This is a genomic window from Rhodococcus sp. PSi06 (genome assembly GCF_054960675.1).
The window spans coordinates 97,637-119,896 of sequence record NZ_JBHNYO010000015.1 but is presented as its reverse complement, the minus strand read 5'-3'; the positions used below and the strand labels follow the sequence as shown (position 1 = coordinate 119,896).

The following is a 22,260-nucleotide window of genomic DNA, read 5'->3' as shown; positions in this document are numbered from 1 at the left end:
CCGATCATTACCGCAGAACGTCGGTTCCGACGAAGGGCACGAGGGCTTCCGGGACCCGGACGGTGCCGTCGGCCTGCTGGTGGTTCTCCAGGATTGCGACGATCCACCGGGTGGTGGCGAGGGTGCCGTTGAGGGTGGCGGCGATCTGAGGCTTGCCGTTCTCGTCGCGGTACCGCACGCCGAGGCGTCGGGCCTGGAAGGTGGTGCAGTTCGAGGTCGAGGTCAGTTCGCGGTATGCCTTCTGGGTGGGGACCCATGCTTCGCAGTCGAACTTGCGTGCGGCAGACGAGCCGAGGTCTCCGCCGGCGGTGTCGATGACGCGGTACGGCAGCTCGACCGCGGCGAGCATGTCCTTCTCGTACTCGAGCAGCTTCTGATGCTCGGCGGCCGCGTCCTCGGGCTTGATGTACGAGAACATCTCGATCTTGTCGAACTGGTGGACGCGAATGATGCCGCGGGTGTCCTTGCCATAGCTGCCCGCTTCCCGGCGGAAGCACGAGGACCAGCCTGCGTAGCGCTTGGGGCCGTCGGCAAGGTCGATGATTTCGCCCGAGTGGTATCCCGCAAGAGCGACTTCCGACGTCCCGACGAGATAGAGGTCGTCGGCTTCGAGACGGTAGATTTCGTCGGCGTGCGCACCGAGGAAGCCGGTTCCCGCCATGATCTCCGGGCGCACCAGCACCGGGGGGATCATCATGGTGAAGCCGTTCTTGACGGCCTTCTGCGCCGCCAGCTGCAGCAGACCCTGCTGGAGCAGCGCGCCGTAGCCGGTCATGAAGTAGAAGCGTGAGCCCGAGACCTTCGCTCCGCGTTCCATGTCGATCAAGTTCAGCGATTCACCGAGCTCGAGGTGGTCCTTGGGCTCGAAATCGAACTCCGGGATGTCGCCGACCGTCTCGAGCAGCACGAAGTCGTCTTCGCCACCCGCCGGTGTGCCGTCCTGAACGATGTTGGAGATCGCTCGGTGCGCCGTGTCGAGGGCTGCGTCGGCCTCGGCTTCGGCGGCCTGGGCGGCCTTGACCTTCGCGGCCAGTTCCGACGCCCCGGCGAGCAGTGCTGGACGATCCTCGGCCGAGGCCTTACCGACCTGCTTGCCCAATGCCTTCTGCTCGGCACGCAGCTGATCGCCCGCCAACACCGCGGCTCGGCGGGACGCGTCGGCTTCCAGAAGTGCATCGACGAGAGCAGGGTCCTCGCCTCGGGTTCGCTGCGAGGCGCGTACGGCGTCGGGGTTTTCGCGAAGGAATTTCAGGTCGATCACGAGAGGGAACCTTACTTGCCGAGCAACCCCAGGTAGTCCTCGCGTCCGAACATCGTGGCGGCGTCGATGGCCGACGGGTGGCCCCCGTGCGGATCGGCTCCCCCGTCGACGAGAACCCGCACCACGTCGTCCTCCCCTTTGAAGACAGCGCCCGCGAGCGGTGTCTGCCCCTTGTCGTTGGGCTTGTTCACGTCGGCACCGCGCTCGACCAGCACCCGCACCGCATCGGCATGACCGTGGTAGGCCGCCAACATGACCAAGGTGTCCCCGGACTCGTTGTGCAGATTCACCGGAACACCCGCGTCCACATAGCTCGCCAGACCGGCCGAATCACCGGTGCGCGCCATCGTGAACAGTCGGCCGGCCAGCTCGCTGAGGTCGTCGTCACCTGTCGGGTCGCTCATGAGGACCGAACATACTCGGGCATGATGGAGGTGATGTCCGAGAACGAAACAGACCCCCCGGCGAGCCCGAACAGGCGAACTCTCTCCGCAACCACCGCCCGACGTGGGCTTGCCATGGTTGCGGTCGGTGCAGTGCTGGCCGCGGGTGCGACGGCGTTCTTGGCAGACGGTTTCTCGGCACCCGAGAAGATCACCACACACTCTGCGACCAGCGGTCCGGCCACCGACGGACCCGTGTCTGCGTCCTCCTTCGGTGCGGCCGATCCCGGTACGTGCCTGCAATGGACGCCCACCGACGATCCGGAGACGGACCGGCAGGATCTCGCCGAGGTGTCGTGCGCCGATCCACACCGCTTCGAGGTCGCTCGCGACATCGACATGAGCGTCTACCCCGGCGTCGAGTTCGGCCCCGGCTCGCAATATCCCGGATCCATTCGGTTCGGTCAGCTGCGTGACGAGCACTGCACGGCCGCCGTCGACGATTACGTCGGTGCCAAGTTCGATCCCCACGGTCTCTTCGGCGTCGGACTGATGTTCCCCAGCCAAGCCGGATGGGCCAAGGGCGAGCGGACCCTGCGCTGCGGCGTGCAGATGCCGTCGAACACCGGAGCGCTGCTGGAGATGACCGGTTCGATCCTCGACCAGGATCAGTCCAAGGTCTGGCCGACGGGCACCTGCATCGGCATCAATCAGAACGTGCCTGCCGATCCGGTGGACTGCTCGGCACCACACGCCTTCGAGGTGGCGTCGGTGATCAACCTGACGCAACAGTTCCCCGGCGGGCATCCGTCCGAGGGAGATCAGGACGCCTACCTGGAAGGCACCTGCACCGACGCCGTCAACGGGTACCTCGGCTCGGACACTGCGTTGCGCGACAAGACGCTGACCCTGTTCTGGGACACCATCGACGTCGCGAGCTGGCTCGCCGGAAGCCGTCAGGTGACGTGTTCGGTGGGCAAGGAACTCGAGTCCGGCGGCTTCGCGACCATCGTCGGCAGCGCCAAGGGCGACATCCTCATCAACGGCGCGGCGCCCGTCCCGCCGCCCTCGGCTCCCGACGGCCGCGCGCTGCCGACGCCGCTGCCGGGTGCCGCCCCGATCACCACCGGAGGGTAGACATCCCCGTCCACATGACGCGCGTCGACTTCGAGGAAGCCGTGTCCGACGCCCTCGACACCCTGCCGCGTGAGCTCACCGACTTCATGAACAACGTGGTCGTCCTCGTCGAGGAAGAGCACCCCACCGAGGACATCCTCGGGTTGTACGAGGGCATCGCACTCACCGAACGCTACGAATACAGCGGACACCTGCCCGACGTCATCACCATCTACCGCAAGCCGATCCTCGACATGGTCGACGACGAAACCGAAGCTCGACGTCAAATCGCCATCACCGTGGCACACGAAATCGGACATCACTTCGGCATCGACGACGAGCGCCTGCATCAACTCGGATTCGGCTGATCGCGCTCGCCCCGCCCGAACACCCACCCCAGGTTGGGATCAATGTGGGTTTCAGTCGGTCAGACTGCAACAAAGGCGCATTGATCCCAACAGGGGCGGACGCGGGGTTTACGCCGACACTGCCTCTCGGCGGACAGGTCGGACTGCGCGATCGGTGAGGAACGCGAAGCCCAATCCCAGGGCCAGCCACAGCGTGGCCTGGGTGGCCAACGACGACAGGCGGAATTCCCAGAGCAGGGTTGCGGGGAAGTCCGAGCCCACCTCGTTCACACCCGGGAGCAGTGCGTACCCGATGCCGACGATCACCAGGAACGCCACTGTCGGTGCGCCGACGCGGACTGCCACCGACTGCTGCGACGCGACGACCTTCGCCACGTAGATCGCAACTCCGACGGCCAACAGACCCAGAATCACCGACGCCAGCCACAGCCAGGTGCGCTGGGTGATGGTGTCCGGATCTCCGACGGCCGGCGGGTTCGCCGGGTACTTGAAGAACGGCACGGCTTCGATGGCCAACCAGCCGCCGACTGCCCCGACGAGCGCGAGGATCGAGCCCGGGAGGGTGCTGAAGCGTCGGGCATAGTGCAGTACCGACGCGAAGATCGCGCCGAGTGCCAGGCCGGCCAGTCCGGTGGCGAGAAACAGTCCGACGCGTTGGCCGTCCCGACTGACGAGAGCTTCCTCGTCGCCGTGGGAGTGCGCAGCGGGCGCGTCGGAGTCGACGTGATGTGCCTCGCCTGCCGACTCCTCGATGGAGATGGCCGAGTCGATGTGGGGTTCACCGACGACGAATGCGACGGCTCCGGCGAGCAGGCCGGCAACGAGTCCGGCGAGCAGACCTCGTAGCAACAACTGAACGAAGGTCCCCTGGAGCGTGGGACCGGATGCGGTGTCGGTCAGTGGCATGGCAGTCCCAGCAGGTGGCGGCCGTCGTGCATCAGTTCGTGCATGTACATGCCACTGCGGGAGATAGCGCCCTGATCGAATCCGACGAGATAGAGCACGACGAAGGCGAGCAGAATCGTTGCGGCGACGATGACGGCAAGCGCAGCCGACTCCGTCGTATTACTGGGGGAATGGGTAATTGCCATGGGTGTCCTCCTGGGATATGCGTCCCGTAGTCCCTTCCGAAAAGAAGAGACGGCCATGCGATGTACGAGTTTTCTGGCTTTCGAATTCGGACATATGCCCGACGTCGATCACAGTGGCGCAACCGTTCCGGATTTTCACCGGATTACCTGCATACATCGCGTCCAACCTGCGAACTGTGGCACCGAACGCGACGTTGTGTCAATCGCTGTCCGGCCCGACCCCAGCTCGATGCCAGAATGATCGAGTGCCTGCGCCCGTGACCCGCTTGATCCTGGTGAGTCACGGCAGAACCGCCGCGATGCGCACCGGCCGGTTTCCCGGCGACGAACCACTGGATGACGCTGGACTTCGAGACCTCGCCGCGGTGACCGACATTCCCCGAGCCGACCGCGTTCTGTCCGGCCCGGAATCACGATCGTCGGCCACGGCGCAGACCTTCGGCACCGACATCTCGATCGAACCCGCGTTGGCCGACATCGACTACGGCAGGTGGTCCGGCCTCGAGATGACCGATCTGCCCGACGCCGACGCGATGGCGTGGCTGACCGATCCGGCGTTCGTGCCGCCGGGCGGCGAATCTCTGGAGTCGTTGTTCTCTCGCGTACGGACGTGGCTCGACGATGTCGGTTCGACGCCCGGTCGCACGCTGGCGGTGACCTCCCCCGCAGTGATCCGGGCGGTGGTGGTGTCGGTGTTGGAGGCTCCGGTTCGGTCGTTCTGGCGGGTCGACGTGTCGCCGCTGAGCCGTACGTCCGTCAGTCGTCGCGGTGGCGCGTGGACGATCGGCGCGGTGGCCGAGAAGGCGATCTGAACAATTTTCGCGTCGGTGGAACCAAACCGAGCACGGTGGCGTCCTACCTACCGACAGTGGAAGTTCTTCGATCGGGGGGCGTGGCTGATGACGGTCATCAAGGTGGATCCGGTGGCATTGCAGCTCGCTGCGTCGGAGCTCGATGCGGTTGCCGCCAGGTTGCAGGCCGCCGTCGCCGCAACGGCGATCCCGGTTCGGCCACTTCCGCCGGGCACCGACGAGGTCTCCCTGCTCAACGAACGATTCTTCGGTACCGCGGCCGATACCTTCGGACCTGCTGCCGCACAGGGTATTTCAGAGCTACATCGCGCCGCCGAGGAACTCCGGAAGCAGGCCGCGGACTACGTGGCCACCGACGACGACACGGCAGGCGGCCTTCCCGGCTTCTGACGCTCGAACCGAATCGATCGCACCACAGCAAACGACGCAGTGCTCGAACATCATGGGGGCTAGAGGATGACGCTCGGAGTGACAGGTGTGGTGTGGCTACCACGCACGGCAACGGGAAATTCGGCGCGATTGCTCGGGCCGGGTCCGGTGCCGCTGCACGTGGCGGGCGGCGCGTGGGGTTCGCTCGCGGCGGCGTTCACGGAGGCGTCGGCGAGTATCGCCGCTGTCACTGCGGCGTTGACCGCCGGCTGGGAGGGCGAATCGGCTCTCCTCGCGCAGGCCGCGCTGGCACGTTTCGCAACCTGGACCGGTGCCACGGCACTGAAAGCGGCCGCACTGTCGGTCGAGGCCCCGGCCGCCGGGACCACTTACGGCGTCGCCCTCGCGACCATGCCGTCGCTGGTCGAAATCGGTGCCGTGCAGGCAGCGAAGGTCACCGCGGCCTCGACGGGCGGCGCGCTGAACGGCAGCTACGAGGCAGCCGAGGTCGCAGATCGATTGCTCGACATTCGCGCAGCCATGGTGATGGAGGGTTTCGAGCTGGTCTCCTCGCACCGCATCGTCAAGACCACGTTCGACCATCCCCCCGCGATCGTGTCCGATACCGGCAGTGGACTCGGCAAGTTCGCCAACGGTGCCCTGATGACCTCACCCGTTCAGGCTGCTCTCGGCGGCGTGATGGCGGCTGCACAGAACCCGGGCGTCGCCGCGGCGGCCGGCCAGATCGGTAGCGCTGCCACCTCCATCGCCAGTACCGGTGTTTCCACCGTGGCCACGGCCGCGTCCGGAATCGGGTCGACGGCACTGTCCGGCGGATCCGGAATGGGCGGCGGTGGTCACGCATTCGCACCCGGCGGTTCGGCATCTCCGGCGGTCGGCCCGGCCTCCACGCGTCCGGTCTCGTTCGGAGCCGGCGGCGGACTCGGGATCGTCGGCAGCGGCGGACTCTCCGGCTCGGCCTTGGGCCCGGCCGGAGGTGGTTCGGTCGGCGGAGGTTCGGCGCTCTCCGGTGCCGGTCAGAGCGGCCCCGCCAACGCGTACGGCCCATCCGCCGCAGCCGACGGGGGCCTGGCTCAGCGTGGGGCCGGCGGTGCCGGCGCTCCGGCGTCGGGCGCGCGCGGGCAGGCCGAGGACGACGAGCACGAGACCCCGGACTACCTCAAGCAGTTCGAGCATTTCGCGGACGGCCGTACCGTCGCACCGTCCGTTATCGGTGCAGATCCGGCCCTGCCTGTGGCCGATACCAGCGGGAACGGCCGTTGATCGACTTGGGAACCGTGCCGGTGGGCTACACACTGCCGAACGCCACGCTCGGCACCGACGAGATGGATTTCCTGGTCGACGAGCTGTCGATAGCCGAACTACCCGTCGTCCTCGACGTGTTTCCTCGCTTCGACGACGTCGCGGACCGCGATCGCGCCCTCGGCCGTGGCCGCGCCGCACTGGATAGCGTCGGCCTGATCACCGGCGGCCGCGTGCACGAGGATCTCGAGCAGTGGCTGCGGGTCCTCGAACAACCGCACTGGTACGTCTCGGCACGCGTATTCGACATCGATGAACCCGCGCCCACCACCCGTATCTGTGTTGCGTCCGACAACCGGATCACTGTTTCCGCGGTACGGCGCGATGACGTCGTCACCCTCCGCGTCGTCCACGGCGACCCGGCCCGAGACATGACTGCCACTCTCGGCTCCGCCACGCCGTTCGACCCGGGCATCATCAACGCACCCACCGCTTTGTTGGCCGAGGCCCTCGATGCTGCACCGAGCGATGTCGGGGCAACCGCGTCCCGCCTGATGCGTATCGGAATCGCCGACGACCGCGCCGTAGCCCTCGCCTCGGCCATGGCCACGTGCGCCGGCAGAACCGAGATCACGGCCGTGGCCCCCAGGCACGGCACTCGGCACCGGGCCGGTGGACCCGTTGCCCTGTTCGACGTTCGAGCCGGACGCATGGTCGCCACCTCGACCATTGCCGCTGACGGCACGCCCTGGAGCTCGTTGACCGGTGCGACGGACCGCAAGGTGGCGGCGGCGCTGACCGAGCTGATCGAGGCGGCTCGAGAACACGCGGTGTAGCAAGCTCAGCACTGACCAGCTCTCGTCCGTGCTGACTCAGCTGATCGGGTTGTCGGCCTTCTCGCTGCCCTTGCCCTCGAACGGCGGCTCGAATGTGCCCCATCTGCCGCAGGCCCAGCCCCCGCCCGGCAGTGGCAGCAGCTCGACGGTCTGGGTGTTGTCCAGATGGTTGTCGGCTGCGAATGTGCCGTCCACGCCTGCCAGTACCGCCGCCACCAGTCTGATCGCGGCACCGTGGCTCACGACGACGACATCGCCGGCCGTGTCGTCACCGAGGTACTGCGCGCGCAGAGTCTCGAGCACCGGCACGTAGCGCTCCAGCACAGAGTGCCCACTGTCTCCGCCCGGCACCGCCGCGCTCAGATCCCCGGTGTGCCAGCGATGGAAGATCTCGGTGAACTCCCGGTGCGCATCGGGGTCGTCTCGGTCTTCCAGGTCTCCGGCGAAGGTCTCCTGAAGACCTTCGGTCACGACGAGAGGAACACCGGTCGCACGCTCGATGTAGCCGGCAGTTTGCTTGGCGCGCAACGCAACCGAAGACACCAGGACGGCGGGCGGGTGCCCCACCCAGGTGTGGGCGTAGCTCTCTGCCTGTCGGTGACCCAGCTCGGTCAACTCGGCTCCGGGTGGTGCGGTGTCCAACACTTTCGCGACGTTCGCGACGGTCTGACCGTGCCGCACGAGGATCAACTTGCCCATCAGAGGTCACCTCGTCCGGCGCGGATGTCGCTGAGCCACTGCACGTGTTCGTCGATCGGCGGGGGCACCGAACCATTGGCTCCCGTCGAGACCGGCCACGATCCGAGGAAACGCAGCGGCATCTTGCGATGGAACGCCGTGAGCGCCTCGGCGACGAGTGGGTCCTCGACATGGCCCGCGCAGTCCACGAAGAATCTGTAGGTGCCGAATTCCGAACGGGTAGGACGAGATTCGATGAAGGTGAGGTCGATGTTGCGTATCCCGAACTCGGCCAACGCCGCCGGCAGGGTACCGGGATCGTTCGGCGGCTCGAGCACCACGGCGGTGCGGTCGGCACCGGTGCGGGGAGCCACCGGCCGAGGCGGTGTCACCAGCACGAAGCGGGTTCGCGCGCCCTTGACGTCGATGATGCCGTCGGCCAGCGTCGGCAGCGACAGTCGCTCGCCGGCCAACCGCGTGGACACCGCCGCGTCGGCGATTCCGGCGGCAACGTCTTCTGCTGCACCGGCATTCGACGATGCGGACTGGATCTCCGCATCGGGCATCGTGGCCTGCAACCACTGACGCACCTGGTTCAGTGCGATGGGGTAGGCGCTGATGGTGCGGGCCGAGTCGAGGGTGACGCCGGGTCGACCGAGGATCGTGAAGGCCACTTCGATTTCGGTCTCGGCGACGATCTGCAGCCGTCGCCCCTCGGACAACGCGTCGAGGGTCGGGGGCACCGCACCCTCGATGGAACTCTCGATGGGGACGACGGCCGCATCCGCGGCACCCGAGCGCACGGCCTCGAGTGCCGCGGGCGGGCTTGCTGCCGTCACCCGCTCGACGGCACCGTCCCACTCGACGGCACCGTCCGGCCCGACGGCGGCGATGGTTCCGAGCTTTTCGAACTGCGCCAGCGCCATCTCCGTGAACGTTCCGGACGGGCCGAAATAAGCGATGCGAGGCACGCCTCGAGGTTACGTTGTCGACGTCCCCGAAGCGATCAAACCGACCTCGACGAGCCGCGAACGAGCCGCGACCGCGTCGGCGATCTCGACTCCGAGCAGCACCTCACGCACCGCCTCGGCAGCCTCGGGGATCAGGGCACGCAGCGCGGGCACGTTCGGAGAGGCCAGAGCAGCTCCGATGTCGTCGCCGCGCAGTGATGCCACCGTTGCAGCGAGGATCGCCAGCACGTCGTCGCCGGTCTCTGCGCGGGCGATCAGGCCCACATCCGAATGGGAGACCACGGCGAGCACGTCGGCGATGCGTCGCGGGGTGTCGGCGACGCTGATGCCCGGAGTGCGATGGGCGAAGACGACGGTCTCCGCGGTCTCGGCCACGTCGATGGCGTCGAACACCGGGAAGACGACCACCGGCGAAGGCAACCTCAGCGCGAGCGCGTCGGCGAGATGCTCGGCGGGGGCGTCCACGTCGAAGCGAACCACCTCGTAGCCGCCGGTCCGCTGAGCACGGAGTTCGTCCGGATCGACGTCGAGGTGCACCACGATGCGCCCGAGATCGTCCGCGCCCGTCGAGGCGATCAGAGTCGATGCTCGGACGACGGGCGGGCCGTATTCGGCCCCTCGGGGGGCGGCGTTCAACTCGGCGACGTCGGAGCAGATCGGCAGCAGCAACCCGTGTACGAGTGCGTTCGGGTCGGGGCGGTGTGGCACACCGAGGGTCAACGGAATCGGCACACCTTCACCGTAGCCCCGGGACGCTCTTGCGATCCCCGCCACACCCGTATAACTTAGGTAGACATTACTTAGGTATGCCTCACCTATAGCCACCCGATCGCATCGGAGGAGCCCATGCTCGGCGCAACCACCACCGGACCGTCCACCGCCGAACGCGTACGCAGTGCCTGCATGCGTGCCGAGGGTGCCGCCCTGGCCATCGACGGCAGCGACCCGGTGATCACGTCCCTGCACCATCTGCGCCTCAACGGCGAGATGATCCTGGCCGTTCCCGCCGACACCATCGACGACTCCGCCACCTGGCAGTCCTCCCGGGCCGGCATTCCTGCCGTCCTCGAACTCACCGATCACGCGCCTCTCGCACTGCGCGAACCGGTGCGCTCGCTGGTGTGGCTTCGCGGCGATCTGCGTCCGGTCCCGCCATCACTGATGCGTCCCATGGCCGGCGCGGTGGCTGCGGAGCATCCCCATCCGGCTCTGCTCGACGTCGGCCACACCACCTCGCTGATGCGGCTGATCGTCGGTTCCGCGGTGGTCGCAGACAGTACCGGTGCCGAACCCGTCGACGTCGAATCGCTGCTGGCAGCCGACCCGGATCCGTTCTGGGAGATGGAAACCAGCTGGCTCGAGCACCTCGATTCCGACCATCCCGATCTGCTCGCTCAACTGTCCCGACGCCTCCCACCGTCGTTGCGACAGGGGCGGGTCCGTCCCCTCGGCATAGATCGCTACGGAATTCGGCTGCGCATCGAGGGCGAACACGGCGACAACGACGTTCGCTTGGGATTCGCCGAGCCCGTCGACGACATCGTCTCGCTCAGCCGTGCACTGCGCGTGCTGGCCGGCTGCCCGTTCCTCAACGGCTTGCGCGCCCGCGGCTGACCTAGCCTTACGAAAAAGGGCAGACTCGTGCGGTGATCGACTTCAAGAGCTGGTTGACGCCACCGCCGCCGGAGCCCACAGCTCCCCTCCCCGACGCCCGCGAGCGCACCACCATCAAGGTCGAGATCGCGATCGTCCTACTGGTGACGTTCGGTCTGAGCGGGATGAGCAGCATTCTGTCTCTGGTCGAAGACGCTCTGCAGAGCGCCGCCCTGTCCGATCAGACGGTGGCACTGAATTCGTCGCGATCGAGTTTCAGCCTGATCGACCTGCTGTTTCAGCTGCTGAGCATTCTGCGCCTGTGCGCGTGGGGCGGTCTGGGCCTGTACCTGCTATGGCGAGCCGATCTGGCACCGCGGGCGATCGGACTGGGCAGACCGCGCCTGAAGATCGACCTCGGTCACGGTGTCGGACTCGCGGCGCTGATCGGATTGCCCGGGCTGGCGTTGTATCTCGTGGGCAACGCTCTCGGCTTCAATCTCAACGTCGTTCCCAGCGCACTGGACGACCACTGGTGGCGGGTGCCCGCCCTGATTCTGTACGCGCTGGCCAACTCCGGTGCCGAGGAGATCATCGTCGTGGCGTACCTGATCTCGCGGCTGCGCAGACTCGGGCTCGGTGAGAACGCGTCCCTGCTGTGGTCGTCGCTGCTGCGCGGGAGCTACCACCTCTATCAGGGTGTAGGCGGCGGCGTCGGAAACTTCCTGATGGGCCTGGTGTTCGGCCGGTACTGGCAGCGCACCGGCAGACTGTGGCCACTGCTGATCGCCCACGCTCTCATCGATATCGTCGCCTTCGTCGGCTACGCCCTTCTACGCGAACATCTGTCGTGGCTGCCCTGAATCCGACCTGATCCATGCGCGAGGAACCATGGTGTTCCCGCGCCGACAGCTACAGTCGACCCGTGAACGACGACGATCGCTACGGACGGCACGGCGCGCCGGACCGGCGAACGCCGCCCTCCGGTCACGGCCGACCCGACCCAGCACCTCGGCCCGGTTCGGCAGATCGACCCAATCGAGTGCCCCCGCCTCCTGGTGCCGGGGGCCGGCCCCCGCAGCAACCACCCCGCCGACAGCCAACCGACCAACAGCCGCCCAACCGGTACCAACCGGGCCGGCAACAGCCGGGGCCGCAGCAACCGGGCCGCCAACATCCGGGACCGCAACAATCGGACGCGCAGCAACCCGGCCAGCGGCCGTACCGACAGCCGTCCGGCCAGCAGCCGCCTCCTCGCGGGTATCGACCCGGTCAGCCGCTGCCCAACCGCGACCCACGTCGTTACACCCCGCCACCGCCGCACCGTCCGGGACCACCGCCTGGGCAGGTTCCGGAGGGCACCGAGTTCATCCGACGCGACGGGCGACCGATCCCCGGACCGGCCCCCTCGGCAGCAGCGCAGCAGGCGTGGTCGCAAGCACCGGACGCCGGTTCGCCTTCAACGCCCGGTCCCTCGAATTCGACGCGTCAGTACTCACGAACGTCGGACGAGCAACCGGGCCGCACCGGGTATGCCCCGCGCCAGCAACCGGAGCCGTTCACCGACGAGAGCAGGCAACCCGCAGCGCCTGCGCAACGCCGACCGGAGCCCGCGCGGCCGCAACCTGCCCGACCACAACGAGATTCGCGTCCACCCAAGGCTGCGAAGCCACGCAAGCGCAGACGCTGGGGTCGGCGCTTTCTGATCGTGTTGCTCGTCCTCGTGCTCGGTATAGGCGGTGCCGTCTACTACGTCGACAGCTCGTTGACGCGTGTGGACGCACTCACCTCGTACCCCGGTCGCGTCGGCGACACCCCCGGCACCAATTGGCTTCTCGTCGGATCGGATTCACGGGCGGGCCTGACGCCGGAGCAGGAGGCTGCGTTGGCCACCGGCGGCGAGGTGGGTCCGAGCCGCACCGACACGATCATTCTGATCCACATCCCCGAGGGTGGCGGCGCGACGACGATGGTCAGTCTGCCGCGAGATTCCTACGTTCCGATTCCTGGCAACGGCGAGGACAAGCTCAACGCGGCCTTCGCATTCGGTGGACCGTCACTGCTCGTGCAGACGGTCGAGGGCGCGACCGGGGTTCACATCGACCACTACGCGGAGATTGGCTTCGGCGGCTTCGCCGGGATAGTCGACGCGGTCGGCGGGGTGAACGTGTGCGTGCAGAATGCGATCGACGATCCGTTGGCGGGCATCAACATTCCCGCAGGCTGCCAGGATCTCACCGGGTCCGAGGCGCTCGGCTTCGTGCGGTCTCGTGCGACTGCGCTGGCCGATCTGGACCGAATGAACAATCAACGTGCGTTCATGTCGGCCCTGCTCGAAAAGGCCACCAGCGCATCCACTTTTCTGAATCCACTGCGATTGTGGCCCCTGATTTCCGACACCGCGTCGTCGTTGAGTGTCGACGACGGAGACCACATCTGGAACCTGGCCGCCTTGGCCTGGGCGATGCGCGGCGGTCCGGTGACGACAACCGTGCCGGTTGGCGGATTCCAGGACTCCGATGTCGGAAACGTGCTGCTGTGGGACGACACTCGCGCGCCGGCATTCTTCGACGCCATCGCCCAGGATCGCGAAATCCCACCGGACCTGCTGACCGGCGGACCCTGATCCCCGAGTGCATGGGTAGGTTGTGAACCATGACATCGCCGTCTGCTCAGCCCGCCGCGTCGTTTCACGATCTTCTGCGCGCCCAGGTGCGGCACGAGTTCACCGCATCGCAGCAGTACGTCGCGATCGCGGTGTGGTTCGACCGAAACGACCTTCCGCAACTGGCCACGCGCTTCTACACCCAGTCCGCCGAAGAGCGTCGGCACGCGATGATGATGATTCGATTCCTCATCGACAATCGGCTCGACGTCGACGCATCGAGCATCGACGACGTGGTGACGGCGTTCGCGTCGGTGGTGGAGCCGGTCGAAATGGCACTGGCACAGGAGTCGACCGTGACCGAGCAGATCACCGCGCTCGCACGCGCTGCCCGGGCCGAGGGTGACTACATCGGCGAGCAGTTCACCCACTGGTTCCTCACCGAGCAGGTCGAGGAGGTGGCGGCGATGCAGAGTCTGCTCAACATCGTTCGGCGGGCCGGATCCAATCTGTTCGACATCGAGCAGTACGTCGCCCGCGAGATCGGCGCATCGGTGATCCGCGCCACCAACGCGCCGAAGGAGGCCGGGAGCGCGTAGCGTGCGCCCTGCTCAGAGCGGACATTTAGGATCCACTGTATTAGGCAACGTTCGCCTCAATAAGGTTCGACTTGGATGACAAGGCGCTCTGACCAGGCATATTGTCCTCGCCATGAGCGTAGACATCAGAGAAACCAGCCACACCAAGTTCCATGCACTTCTTCGCGACCAGATTCGCAACGAGTTCAACGCCTCGCAGCAGTACATCGCCACCGCTGTCTACTTCGCGAATGTCGATCTGCCGCAGCTGGCCAAGCACTTCTACGCGCAGTCGGTCGAAGAGCGCAACCACGCGATGATGATCGTGCAGTACTTCCTCGATCGCGACATCACCGTCGAGCTGACCGGCGTCGACGCGTCGAAGTCCGTCTTCACCGATCCTCGTGAGGCCATCGCCCTGGCGCTGGCGCAGGAAGAGACCGTCACCGAGCAGATCATCGCTCTGGCGAGCACCGCCCGCGAAGAAGGCGACTACCTCGGCGAGCAGTTCATGCAGTGGTTCCTCAAGGAGCAGGTCGAGGAGGTTGCCAGCATGAAGACGCTGCTGAACATCGCAGACCGCGCCGGCCACAACTTGTTCGATCTCGAGCAGTTCGTTGCCCGCGAGATGAACACCAGCGTGGTCGCAGACGCAGGCGCACCCACCGTCGCCGGCGGATCGCTGTAGATCCCGCTGTAACCGGGGGCGAATAGCACGCTCATACGGGTGGCCGAGTGAACAAGATTTCTTGTTCGCCCGGCCACCCGTTCTGCGTTGTCCGTACACATCTTTCCGGCCGTATGTCCCGCCCGGGATAGGTCAGCGCAGTGTGACCTGACGACCGCGCAGACCATCACGCGAGCGCAGCTGCGATCCGGTGAGCGGAGCGTCCACCGCCAGTGCGTCGTTGAGCTTGTCGCCGAATTCCTTTGTCGGCGCAGCCCATTCGGTGGGATGCATGTCGGGATCGAGATCGAATACCGGCACCAGCAACCCATGAGTGCGGAACGAACCCGCGTAACGCGATCCCTCGCCCAGGTTCAGATCGCCCGCTGCGTGCAGCCGAGCGAGAGCGAGCATCACGTCGTCCTCGCTCTCCGGCCGAACCCATCGGATATGCGCCTTGTCGCCGGCATCGACCCACCAGGCCGCAACGACCCCGTCCGCTTCGATCCGTGCCGACGGCATGATCGCCTGGTTCGCACGTTCCACGGTGGCGGCGACATCGGCTGCAGGAGTGGCACTTTCGGGAATCCACCAGTTGAAGTCCTGGTGGACGGTGATCTCGAGTAACGCGGACGCGTCGAGCACATCGGTCAACGCGGGAGTGTTCTCGTCCACCTTCGCGGCTTCCAGAGACTCACCCGCCGATGCAGTCGAAACCCAGCCCAGAGCGCTACTGATATCTGCTGCAACATCTTTCGACTGCGTCTGAACCTGCAGGCCGACGAATCCCTCGACGTTGCCCGCTTCTTCACGCACCAGGCCTGCCACTGCTCCGGGGAGCACGGTCGCCAACGTGATGGTCCGTCCATCCACGGTGATCGGCGCGGTGGCCGTCGCGGACGGGACGAACTCACGCAGTGCTACCAGATCGCATTCAGCGGCCAGGCCCTCGAACGGGCGAGTCGACGCCGAGTCGATGCTCGCGCGCTCGGCCTCACGCTGCGCCAGCTTCGCCGCTCGGTTGCTGTCCTGCTTCGGTCCGCTGTTTCTTTTGCTCTTACCCACGCTCGAAAACCTACACGTTCTTCGATTCGAGCCAGGCTCGCGTTCGGCCGGGGTGATTGGTGGCTATCCATCCGACACCGAGTTCGCGGCACAGGTCCACGTCCTCTTTCTCGTCGACGGTCCACACGTAGCTGGCCCGGCCGGACGCGGCAGCGCGGTCGATGATGCTCGGGTGCTCGCGCAGCGCACGGATGGACGGTCCGACCGCGGTGGCACCGACGGTCGTCGCCGCCCCTCCGCCGAGGTAGTGGGAGCTGTCGCCCAACAACACCGTCGGGAGCATCGGGGCAGAGCGCCGCACGCGCCAGACCGCCGAGGGCGCGAACGACATGATGACCGCACGCGAATGGTCGGCCGATGCAGGCGCACCGATACCGAACGTGTGCAGCTCCTCGAGCACTGCGCTCTCGATGGACGAGCCGAAGCGCACCGGATGCTTGGTCTCGATGAACAGCTTGACCGGCTTGCTGTTCCAGTCCAGCACGAGGGCGATGAGATCGTGCAGGGTCAGAAGTTCCGCTGGTTCGTCGGCATCGCCGTAGTCGAGCGCGGCGAGGTCGGCGAAATTCATCTCGCTGACGATTCCGGTGCCGTTCGAGGTTCGGTCGACGCGGCGGTCGTGCACGCACACGATCCGACCGTCCTTGGTCAGTCGGACATCGCACTCGACGCCGTCGGCTCCCTCCCGCAGTGCGAGGTCGTAGGCCGCGAGGGTGTGTTCCTTCTTCGCTGCCGATGCTCCTCGGTGCGCGACGACCAGAGGACCGCGGCGATCGGGACTCACGACGCCGTCACAGCCTCGGGCTCACGCTTTACGGGCTCGACCGGCGCGTCCTCGGGGCGCTCGGTGCCGTTGGGTTTGCTGTCGGCGGCCTTGCTGTCGGGAGCCTTGCCGGTCGCGATCACCCAGCGGGTCGGGCGCGCCAGAGCCGATCCACGCAGCGTGCGACCCTCGAACCGGCGCATCACCGCCAGGGTGAGCACCGCCGAACAGGTTGCCACCGCTGCGACGATTGCCGACAGGAGAACTCCGTCGGCCCTGGCTTGCAAGCTGCTCTGCAGATTCCACAGCAGTTGCACGACGACCAAGGCGTTGCTCGCGGCCCAGACACCCCACCAGATTCGTACCAGCAAAAGTTCGCGGTGCACGTCGGCCTCGGTGTCGCCTCGCAGGCGGGCCAGCTCGGTGAGGTAAACCCCAGGCAGGACGATGCGCACCAGCGGCAGCATCGACAACAGCAGCATCCATCGCACCGACCGCGGCTCGGTCGCACCTGCTGCAGTAAAAGCGAGTCGGCGTTGCCGGATCAGCCAGCACGACGAGCCGATGAGTGCGAACAGGCCGACGACGAGTGCACCCACCTGAGCGAAATACACCAACGCGTCGGATGTGGCCAGGGTGATCGGCGAGACCAACCGGGTGCGGTTGTACACCAGAATCGCGTACCGGAACGCTTCGGCGAACGCGGCGAGAGCGAGCAGCAGCGCGGTGACGACGACGAGCATCTGCGCGTTCGCGGAGTACTGCTCGACGCGGCCCACCGGTCGATTCGCAGCCGGGTCGCGCGGGATGTCACGCAAGCCCCAGGTAGGCGTCGAATCGTAGTGCGGCGTCGGGGTGGGGGCAGCGGCGACAGCCGGGCGGACGGCCTTGGAACTTCTGGTAGCAGGGCGAGCAACCCAACGGAAGTTTCGACGGCCTTGCGCGGGTGCCCTGGTCGATACCGGCGAGAGCAGGACGCCATGGCAGCGAGGGCACCAGGTGCCCGGCCGTGCACCCACCGTCCAGCGAGTGCTGCAGCGGGCACAGACCTGGAAAGCCTGTGCACGGCCCTGCGGTGCCGTCATCTAGATGATTCTCGGTTCGTGGGTGTCGTCGTCGCGCTGGATCGGTCGACCTGAGGCCTGCCAGGCGAGCATTCCGCCGTCGACGTTGATCGCCTCGAAGCCCACTCGGTTCAGGTACTCGACAACGCGTGCCGACCGACCACCGGCTTTGCAGACGACGTAGACCTCGGACTGATTGTCGATCTCACCGGCGTGAGACGGGATGTCGCCCATCGGGATGTGGACTGCATCGGGCGCGTGCCCGGCCTGCCACTCGTCGTCTTCACGTACGTCCAGCAGGATTGCCGTCTCGGGAAACGGCGACGGGAGTCGGTCGAGGGTGACGGCGGGCGGCTGCTCGGGGTGAGACACACCTCGATCTTGTCACGGCTTCGCGCGGGGCTGCCACCCGTGTCCCGGCCACCGGAGTCGCATCGAGCTATGACCTACGTCACTCACGTCACAGAAGTTATCCACAGTATCCACAGGTTGATGCACAGAATCGGGGCCCGTGCCGGTTTCTATCCACAGGTCAGGGCGTCGAGTTCGTCTCGCGGTGTACCGAGTACCAACGCGGGTTGTGGATCGATGGTGATTTGACACAGCGACCGTCTGCGGTCCTGTGGACCCACTGTTTACGCTGGCGAATATGACTCACCCACCGCAGGTCGCTCCGCAGGCTCCTATCCCGTCCGTAGAGTTACGCGTCTTCACCGAACCGCAACAGGGTGCCACGTACGACGATCTACTCCGCGTCGCGAAGGCAGCCGAGGAGTTCGGCTACGGCGCGTTCTTCCGATCCGACCACTACCTCGCGATGAGCGGCGACGGCGGTCCCGGACCCACGGACGCGTGGATCACGCTGGCCGGCTTGGCCCGTGAGACGTCGACCATCCGTCTGGGCACACTCGTCACCTCGGCCACATTCCGGTACCCGGGTCCGCTCGCCATCAGCGTCGCCCAGGTGGATGCCATGAGCGGTGGACGCGTCGACCTGGGCCTCGGAGCCGGCTGGTTCGAGGACGAGCACAAGGCCTACGGAATTCCGTTCCCGCCGCTCGGTGAGCGCTTCGACCGGCTCGAAGAACAGCTGGCCGTCATCACCGGACTCTGGGACACCCCCGTCGGCAGCACGTTCTCGTACGACGGCACGCACTACCCCGTCACGAACTCCCCTGCTCTCCCCAAGCCGGTGCAGACCCCGCATCCGCCCATCGTCATCGGCGGTGGCGGAAAGAAGCGCACTCCGGCACTCGCCGCGAAGTACGCCGACGAGTTCAACATCCCCTTCGCTTCGCTGGCCGACACCGAGACGCAGTTCGGTCGTGTCCGCGACGCCTGCACCGCCGCCGATCGCGACCCCGATTCCCTCGTCTACTCCAACGCCCTCGTCCTGTGCTGCGGCCGTACCGAAGAAGAGATCGCTCGACGCGCCGCCGCTATCGGCCGTGAGGTATCGGAGCTCCGGGAGAACGGCGCTGCGGGCAGCCCAGCCGAACTGGTCGACAAAATCGGCAGCTTCGGAGCCGTCGGGGCCACTCGGGTCTACCTGCAGACCATGGACCTCACCGATCTCGATCACCTCGAGCTCGTCGCCTCCGAGGTCCTCCCGCAGCTCTGACGCTCGCCGAGCCCACCCACCGAAGTGCACTAGATGTGACATCGACCGCCGAAAAGGCCACCGAATGTCACATTGAGTACCCAGGGGGTCTCGCTCAGGCGGCGGAGCGAGTGCGTAGGCGGGCGTATGTCGCGCTGATGTGTCGGGCCGCGGGCAGTTCGATCCAGCGGTAGATGATTTCGGCGAGTGCTGCCGTTCCGGCGAGGAAGGCCAGCACGGCGGCGCTGGGGCCCAGGTGCGGTTCGACGGTGGCGTAGATGCGGTAGAGCACCAGGGTGTGGATCAGGTAGATGGCGTAGCTGCGGGTGCCGATCCAGTGGACGACGGGCAAGCGGGTGATCGGTCCGTCGTATCGGGCGAGGGTCAGGACGCCGCCGGTGACGACGAGCAGGGTCCACAGGTAGGTGTCGCCCATCCAGAAGGTGTGGACGTCGATGGCGAGTCGGATCACTTCGATCTGCGCGATGACGCCGAGGACCACCCATCGCCAGTCGACCAGTTTCGCCCAGCCGAGGTAGATGATCTGGCCGAGGAACAGTGTCGGCAGTACGCCGGCGACCTTTGTCAGGAACGGGATCGTGTACGGCTGTGGCAGGTAGAGGTTGTAGGCGATGACCATTGCGCACAGTGCCGCTCCGACCAGCGGCACCACGATGGGCCTGGTCCGCAGCGCACCGCGCATGGTCACGCAGTAGAGGTAGAACACGATTTGTACGACGAGCGTCCAGGTGACGCCGAGGACGGCGACTTCGGGTGTCAGAAAGAAGCCGCCGAGGAAGAAGCTGAGCACGGCCTCGCCGTTGGTGATTCCGGGTTGTCCGCTGAACATTCCGTTGAGGCCGAGCTTGACGAGGACGACGGCCAGCGCAATGGCGAACCAGAGTGCGGGGACGAGGCGTGCGAGACGCGCGACCATGAAGTCTCGACGCGAGTGCCGCATCGCGGATCGGGTGATCAGCAGGCCGGTGAGCAGCATGAACATACTGACGCCGACGAAGGACAGATGCAGGTTGAGGCCCGCGTCCTGGATGAGGACCGTGTCCACCACGTCGATCACCCACCAGCCACCGCCGATGTCGTCGATCAGATAGAACGAAATATGTGAGTACAGGACGGCACACACGGCGATGACGCGGAGTAGGTCCGCACCGTTCATCTGAACTCGGGGTGCGACAACACGCTCTGCGACGGCGGAGTTCTCGACCGAATTTCGGCTCGGTCGGTCCCCTTCCACACCCTGGAGTTTAGGTTCCGTTCAACTTCAAGACCAATTCAGAGCCGGTCCGCAACTGTTTCGTGATATTCGGAGCGAATTCACAGCACGGGGTCCCACTGTCTTGTTCACGTGAATTTATTCCGAGAAAAGCATCTCGGTTACAACGGTTGCACAAGGGGTACGAATGAGATTGGGTTGAACCCTACGAAAGATCCGCAGTAGGACGAACGTGCCCGCATCACGCGATGGGTACGGCGTCGTTAGAGAAGGGAACCACGTGTCCGAGTACACCTTGCCCGACCTTGATTTCGATTACTCCGCCCTCGAGCCGCACATCTCGGGCGAGATCAACGAGTTGCACCACTCCAAGCACCACGCCACCTACGTCGCAGGCGCGAACACCGCCCTCGAAAAGCTCGCCGCAGCGCGCGAGAACGACGACCATGCATCCATCTTCTTGCACGAGAAGAACCTGGCGTTCCACCTCGGTGGCCACGTCAACCACTCCATCTGGTGGAAGAACCTTTCTCCCAACGGTGGCGACAAGCCCGAGGGTGACCTCGGTGCCGCGATCGACGACCAGTTCGGTTCGTTCGACAAGTTCCGCGCACAGTTCACCGCAGCCGCCAACGGCCTGCAGGGCTCGGGCTGGGCAGTGCTCGGCTACGACTCGCTGGGCAAGAAGCTGCTCACCTTCCAGCTCTACGATCAGCAGGCCAACGTGCCGCTGGGCATCATTCCGCTGCTGCAGGTCGACATGTGGGAGCACGCCTTCTACCTGCAGTACAAGAACGTCAAGGCCGACTACGTCAAGGCGTTCTGGAACGTCGTCAACTGGGCCGACGTCCAGGCTCGTTTCGAGGCCGCCACGTCGAAGACCCCGGGCCTGATCTTCCCGTAGGTTTCGAGATTGCCGCACGACGCGCAATCGCAGACAGGGCCACCGCGTTCGACGCGGTGGCCCTGTCTCGTTTCTCTCGGTCATAGCCTCCCGGCTGCGGGCACCGACCGGATCGACGTCACACCGTGGTCGGGCGTCGCGAGCTCCTCGGAGCGGCACGTCGTCCTGCGCGGGGTCTCGGGCTCCGATATCACGTGGACCTGTCTCGGTACACCGTGGGTGAGCCACGTTTTCGGCTGGCACTCTCCCTCTCTTGTGTGCCAGCCACTTTCGCGTCATCCTTCTCTTTACCCAACGTCGTGTACCCGGCTTCTGCCTCGTACCTGTCTGGGAGGATGCGCAATGGACGATCGAGATCTCATCGGTGTCTCGCCTTTTCACGCCGCCGGTCTGCTCCGCGGCTTCGTGATCTCGGGCCGCTGGCCGGACACCACGAAAGAATGGGCTCAATTTCTCGCCCTGGCCGTGCGGGTTGCCTCGATGCCAGGACTGTTGGCGACGTCGACGGTGTTCGGCGTGCGTGAGGAGTTGCCCGAGGATCCGGAGCCGGGAACGATCGGGCTGGTTGTCGCCGAGGGTCCGGTGATCGGCGATTTCGCGTTGTCTCCCGGTCGCTTCGCAGATCGTCAACCTGCTGCTCTGCTGATGCTGCATCCGCCGTCGGAGACGACGCCCTCGCTTCCGGAATGTGCCGGTGCGGCGTCCGGTTGCGTGCTACTGCCCGGCCTGCCCCACCTCGGCCTCGACCATCGCGCGGCATGGGTCGAAGCAGAATCCGACGGCACGGTGACCTCGATGGTCAGTCGGGTCGGCCTCGATCCGATCAGCGATCCCGACACCGCAGTTTTGGCCATGCTTCTCGCGTCCTGACCGCTGCCCGTACAGAATTTTTCGGGTTCCCAAACTTATTGCCGCATTGGACAATTCGCGACGCGGTACCTAAAGTTGCTGCAGCGAAGGGGAGTAGCCCCCAATCATCGTGTCGACATACTGGTCGCTTCAGTGCGACCCGGCACCTGAACCGGTTCTTCCGGTGGGC

General features: G+C 66.0%; 26 protein-coding genes. 14 read left to right on the top strand and 12 right to left on the bottom strand.

All coding sequences use genetic code 11. The features are described from left to right. Positions 1 to 7 precede the first annotated feature (7 nt). Positions 8 to 1,261 (bottom strand): serine--tRNA ligase, encoded by a 1,254-nt coding sequence (serS, locus tag ACFI9K_RS19745; protein ID WP_462665072.1) that lies wholly within the window; start codon positions 1,259 to 1,261, stop codon positions 8 to 10. Positions 1,262 to 1,272: 11 nt separating this feature from the next. Then, the gene (locus ACFI9K_RS19740) at positions 1,273 to 1,665 is read right to left on the bottom strand and encodes an ankyrin repeat domain-containing protein (protein ID WP_462665071.1); all 393 of its coding nucleotides are present in this window, start codon (positions 1,663 to 1,665) and stop codon (positions 1,273 to 1,275) included. A gap of 33 nt (positions 1,666 to 1,698) precedes the next feature. Between ACFI9K_RS19740 and ACFI9K_RS19735 the strand changes: the two genes are divergently transcribed. Continuing rightward, positions 1,699 to 2,781, top strand: coding sequence for a septum formation family protein (locus ACFI9K_RS19735; RefSeq protein ID WP_462665070.1), 1,083 nt, complete (start codon positions 1,699 to 1,701; stop codon positions 2,779 to 2,781). A gap of 2 nt (positions 2,782 to 2,783) precedes the next feature. After that, on the top strand, positions 2,784 to 3,128 hold the full coding sequence (locus ACFI9K_RS19730; protein WP_462665111.1) for a metallopeptidase family protein: 345 nt from the start codon (positions 2,784 to 2,786) through the stop codon (positions 3,126 to 3,128). A 108-nt stretch (positions 3,129 to 3,236) separates the two neighbouring features. Here the strand turns inward: ACFI9K_RS19730 and ACFI9K_RS19725 are convergent, their stop codons facing one another. Continuing rightward, the gene (locus ACFI9K_RS19725; RefSeq protein WP_462665069.1) at positions 3,237 to 4,034 is read right to left on the bottom strand and encodes a CbtA family protein; all 798 of its coding nucleotides are present in this window, start codon (positions 4,032 to 4,034) and stop codon (positions 3,237 to 3,239) included. Then, positions 4,025 to 4,219, bottom strand: a complete 195-nt coding sequence (locus ACFI9K_RS19720) for a CbtB domain-containing protein (RefSeq protein ID WP_032381168.1) — start codon at positions 4,217 to 4,219, stop codon at positions 4,025 to 4,027. Before ACFI9K_RS19720 ends, ACFI9K_RS19725 begins: the two co-directional genes overlap by 10 nt. A gap of 245 nt (positions 4,220 to 4,464) precedes the next feature. Between ACFI9K_RS19720 and ACFI9K_RS19715 the strand changes: the two genes are divergently transcribed. The 4 genes from ACFI9K_RS19715 to ACFI9K_RS19700 all read left to right on the top strand — a co-directional run bounded on the left by ACFI9K_RS19715 (position 4,465) and on the right by ACFI9K_RS19700 (position 7,499). Beyond that, positions 4,465 to 5,031 (top strand): histidine phosphatase family protein, encoded by a 567-nt coding sequence (locus ACFI9K_RS19715; protein WP_462665068.1) that lies wholly within the window; start codon positions 4,465 to 4,467, stop codon positions 5,029 to 5,031. 87 nt (positions 5,032 to 5,118) lie between these two features. After that, a complete protein-coding gene (locus ACFI9K_RS19710) occupies positions 5,119 to 5,421 on the top strand; it encodes a PE family protein (protein WP_222095617.1) in 303 nt (100 codons plus the stop codon). 66 nt (positions 5,422 to 5,487) lie between these two features. Beyond that, positions 5,488 to 6,684 (top strand): PPE domain-containing protein, encoded by a 1,197-nt coding sequence (locus ACFI9K_RS19705; RefSeq protein WP_462665067.1) that lies wholly within the window; start codon positions 5,488 to 5,490, stop codon positions 6,682 to 6,684. Then, positions 6,681 to 7,499, top strand: a complete 819-nt coding sequence (locus ACFI9K_RS19700) for an ESX secretion-associated protein EspG (RefSeq protein ID WP_462665066.1) — start codon at positions 6,681 to 6,683, stop codon at positions 7,497 to 7,499. Before ACFI9K_RS19705 ends, ACFI9K_RS19700 begins: the two co-directional genes overlap by 4 nt. 36 nt (positions 7,500 to 7,535) lie before the next feature. Here the strand turns inward: ACFI9K_RS19700 and ACFI9K_RS19695 are convergent, their stop codons facing one another. The 3 genes from ACFI9K_RS19695 to ACFI9K_RS19685 are packed head-to-tail and all read right to left on the bottom strand — an operon-like array spanning position 7,536 to position 9,880. Next, positions 7,536 to 8,201 carry a histidine phosphatase family protein gene (locus ACFI9K_RS19695; RefSeq protein ID WP_462665110.1) on the bottom strand — a complete coding sequence of 222 codons (666 nt, stop codon included), beginning with the start codon at positions 8,199 to 8,201 and terminating at the stop codon, positions 7,536 to 7,538. Beyond that, entirely contained in the window at positions 8,198 to 9,148 is a 951-nt protein-coding gene (pheA, locus tag ACFI9K_RS19690) for a prephenate dehydratase (protein WP_462665065.1), read from the bottom strand. Before pheA ends, ACFI9K_RS19695 begins: the two co-directional genes overlap by 4 nt. A 9-nt stretch (positions 9,149 to 9,157) precedes the next feature. After that, a complete protein-coding gene (locus ACFI9K_RS19685; protein ID WP_462665064.1) occupies positions 9,158 to 9,880 on the bottom strand; it encodes a hypothetical protein in 723 nt (240 codons plus the stop codon). Positions 9,881 to 9,994: 114 nt separating this feature from the next. Here ACFI9K_RS19685 and ACFI9K_RS19680 point away from each other — a divergent pair, with 114 nt between their 5' ends. From ACFI9K_RS19680 to ACFI9K_RS19660, 5 genes are all read left to right on the top strand, one after another. After that, positions 9,995 to 10,762, top strand: a complete 768-nt coding sequence (locus ACFI9K_RS19680) for a DUF2470 domain-containing protein (protein WP_462665063.1) — start codon at positions 9,995 to 9,997, stop codon at positions 10,760 to 10,762. A 32-nt stretch (positions 10,763 to 10,794) separates the two neighbouring features. Then, a complete protein-coding gene (locus tag ACFI9K_RS19675) occupies positions 10,795 to 11,604 on the top strand; it encodes a CPBP family intramembrane glutamic endopeptidase (RefSeq protein ID WP_462665062.1) in 810 nt (269 codons plus the stop codon). A gap of 506 nt (positions 11,605 to 12,110) precedes the next feature. Continuing rightward, positions 12,111 to 13,367, top strand: a complete 1,257-nt coding sequence (locus ACFI9K_RS19670; protein WP_462665109.1) for an LCP family protein — start codon at positions 12,111 to 12,113, stop codon at positions 13,365 to 13,367. Positions 13,368 to 13,396: 29 nt separating this feature from the next. After that, entirely contained in the window at positions 13,397 to 13,945 is a 549-nt protein-coding gene (locus tag ACFI9K_RS19665) for a ferritin (RefSeq protein WP_462665061.1), read from the top strand. Between the two features lie 112 nt (positions 13,946 to 14,057). Beyond that, complete coding sequence (locus ACFI9K_RS19660; protein WP_462665060.1) at positions 14,058 to 14,612, top strand: ferritin; 555 nt, start codon at positions 14,058 to 14,060, stop codon at positions 14,610 to 14,612. Positions 14,613 to 14,744: 132 nt separating this feature from the next. On the opposite strand, the gene ACFI9K_RS19655 is transcribed toward ACFI9K_RS19660, so the two are convergent. Genes ACFI9K_RS19655 through ACFI9K_RS19640 form a run of 4 tightly spaced genes read right to left on the bottom strand, consistent with a single transcriptional unit; the run spans position 14,745 to position 17,855 of the window. After that, complete coding sequence (locus tag ACFI9K_RS19655) at positions 14,745 to 15,656, bottom strand: DUF5926 family protein (RefSeq protein WP_462665059.1); 912 nt, start codon at positions 15,654 to 15,656, stop codon at positions 14,745 to 14,747. A gap of 10 nt (positions 15,657 to 15,666) precedes the next feature. Beyond that, positions 15,667 to 16,440: a glycerophosphodiester phosphodiesterase gene (locus ACFI9K_RS19650; RefSeq protein WP_462665058.1), complete on the bottom strand. Its 774-nt coding sequence runs from the start codon at positions 16,438 to 16,440 to the stop codon at positions 15,667 to 15,669. Beyond that, a complete protein-coding gene (locus ACFI9K_RS19645) occupies positions 16,437 to 17,504 on the bottom strand; it encodes a DUF4328 domain-containing protein (protein WP_462665057.1) in 1,068 nt (355 codons plus the stop codon). Before ACFI9K_RS19645 ends, ACFI9K_RS19650 begins: the two co-directional genes overlap by 4 nt. Continuing rightward, positions 17,505 to 17,855: a rhodanese-like domain-containing protein gene (locus ACFI9K_RS19640; RefSeq protein ID WP_462665056.1), complete on the bottom strand. Its 351-nt coding sequence runs from the start codon at positions 17,853 to 17,855 to the stop codon at positions 17,505 to 17,507. It abuts the gene before it with no gap. Positions 17,856 to 18,132: 277 nt separating this feature from the next. Between ACFI9K_RS19640 and ACFI9K_RS19635 the strand changes: the two genes are divergently transcribed. Further along, positions 18,133 to 19,104 (top strand): LLM class F420-dependent oxidoreductase, encoded by a 972-nt coding sequence (locus tag ACFI9K_RS19635; protein WP_462665055.1) that lies wholly within the window; start codon positions 18,133 to 18,135, stop codon positions 19,102 to 19,104. 94 nt (positions 19,105 to 19,198) lie between these two features. Here ACFI9K_RS19635 and ACFI9K_RS19630 read toward each other — a convergent pair whose 3' ends face one another. After that, complete coding sequence (locus ACFI9K_RS19630) at positions 19,199 to 20,260, bottom strand: acyltransferase family protein (RefSeq protein WP_462665108.1); 1,062 nt, start codon at positions 20,258 to 20,260, stop codon at positions 19,199 to 19,201. 337 nt (positions 20,261 to 20,597) lie between these two features. Between ACFI9K_RS19630 and ACFI9K_RS19625 the strand changes: the two genes are divergently transcribed. Beyond that, positions 20,598 to 21,221, top strand: a complete 624-nt coding sequence (locus ACFI9K_RS19625) for a superoxide dismutase (protein ID WP_222095605.1) — start codon at positions 20,598 to 20,600, stop codon at positions 21,219 to 21,221. Between the two features lie 342 nt (positions 21,222 to 21,563). Then, positions 21,564 to 22,091 carry a peptidase gene (locus tag ACFI9K_RS19620; RefSeq protein WP_222095604.1) on the top strand — a complete coding sequence of 176 codons (528 nt, stop codon included), beginning with the start codon at positions 21,564 to 21,566 and terminating at the stop codon, positions 22,089 to 22,091. The last annotated feature ends 169 nt before the right edge of the window (positions 22,092 to 22,260 follow it).

Excerpts from the sequence above, each read along its gene's own strand:
- ACFI9K_RS19635 (WP_462665055.1), top strand. The coding sequence starts at position 18,133 with ATGACTCACCCACCGCAGGTCGCTCCGCAGGCTCCTATCCCGTCCGTA.
- ACFI9K_RS19645 (WP_462665057.1), bottom strand. The coding sequence starts at position 17,504 with ATGACGGCACCGCAGGGCCGTGCACAGGCTTTCCAGGTCTGTGCCCGC.
- ACFI9K_RS19720 (WP_032381168.1), bottom strand. The coding sequence starts at position 4,219 with ATGGCAATTACCCATTCCCCCAGTAATACGACGGAGTCGGCTGCGCTT.
- ACFI9K_RS19710 (WP_222095617.1), top strand. The coding sequence starts at position 5,119 with ATGACGGTCATCAAGGTGGATCCGGTGGCATTGCAGCTCGCTGCGTCG.
- ACFI9K_RS19665 (WP_462665061.1), top strand. The coding sequence starts at position 13,397 with ATGACATCGCCGTCTGCTCAGCCCGCCGCGTCGTTTCACGATCTTCTG.
- ACFI9K_RS19735 (WP_462665070.1), top strand. The coding sequence starts at position 1,699 with ATGTCCGAGAACGAAACAGACCCCCCGGCGAGCCCGAACAGGCGAACT.
- ACFI9K_RS19630 (WP_462665108.1), bottom strand. The coding sequence starts at position 20,260 with ATGAACGGTGCGGACCTACTCCGCGTCATCGCCGTGTGTGCCGTCCTG.
- ACFI9K_RS19705 (WP_462665067.1), top strand. The coding sequence starts at position 5,488 with ATGACGCTCGGAGTGACAGGTGTGGTGTGGCTACCACGCACGGCAACG.
- ACFI9K_RS19680 (WP_462665063.1), top strand. The coding sequence starts at position 9,995 with ATGCTCGGCGCAACCACCACCGGACCGTCCACCGCCGAACGCGTACGC.
- ACFI9K_RS19620 (WP_222095604.1), top strand. The coding sequence starts at position 21,564 with ATGGACGATCGAGATCTCATCGGTGTCTCGCCTTTTCACGCCGCCGGT.
- ACFI9K_RS19740 (WP_462665071.1), bottom strand. The coding sequence starts at position 1,665 with ATGAGCGACCCGACAGGTGACGACGACCTCAGCGAGCTGGCCGGCCGA.
- ACFI9K_RS19725 (WP_462665069.1), bottom strand. The coding sequence starts at position 4,034 with ATGCCACTGACCGACACCGCATCCGGTCCCACGCTCCAGGGGACCTTC.
- ACFI9K_RS19660 (WP_462665060.1), top strand. The coding sequence starts at position 14,058 with ATGAGCGTAGACATCAGAGAAACCAGCCACACCAAGTTCCATGCACTT.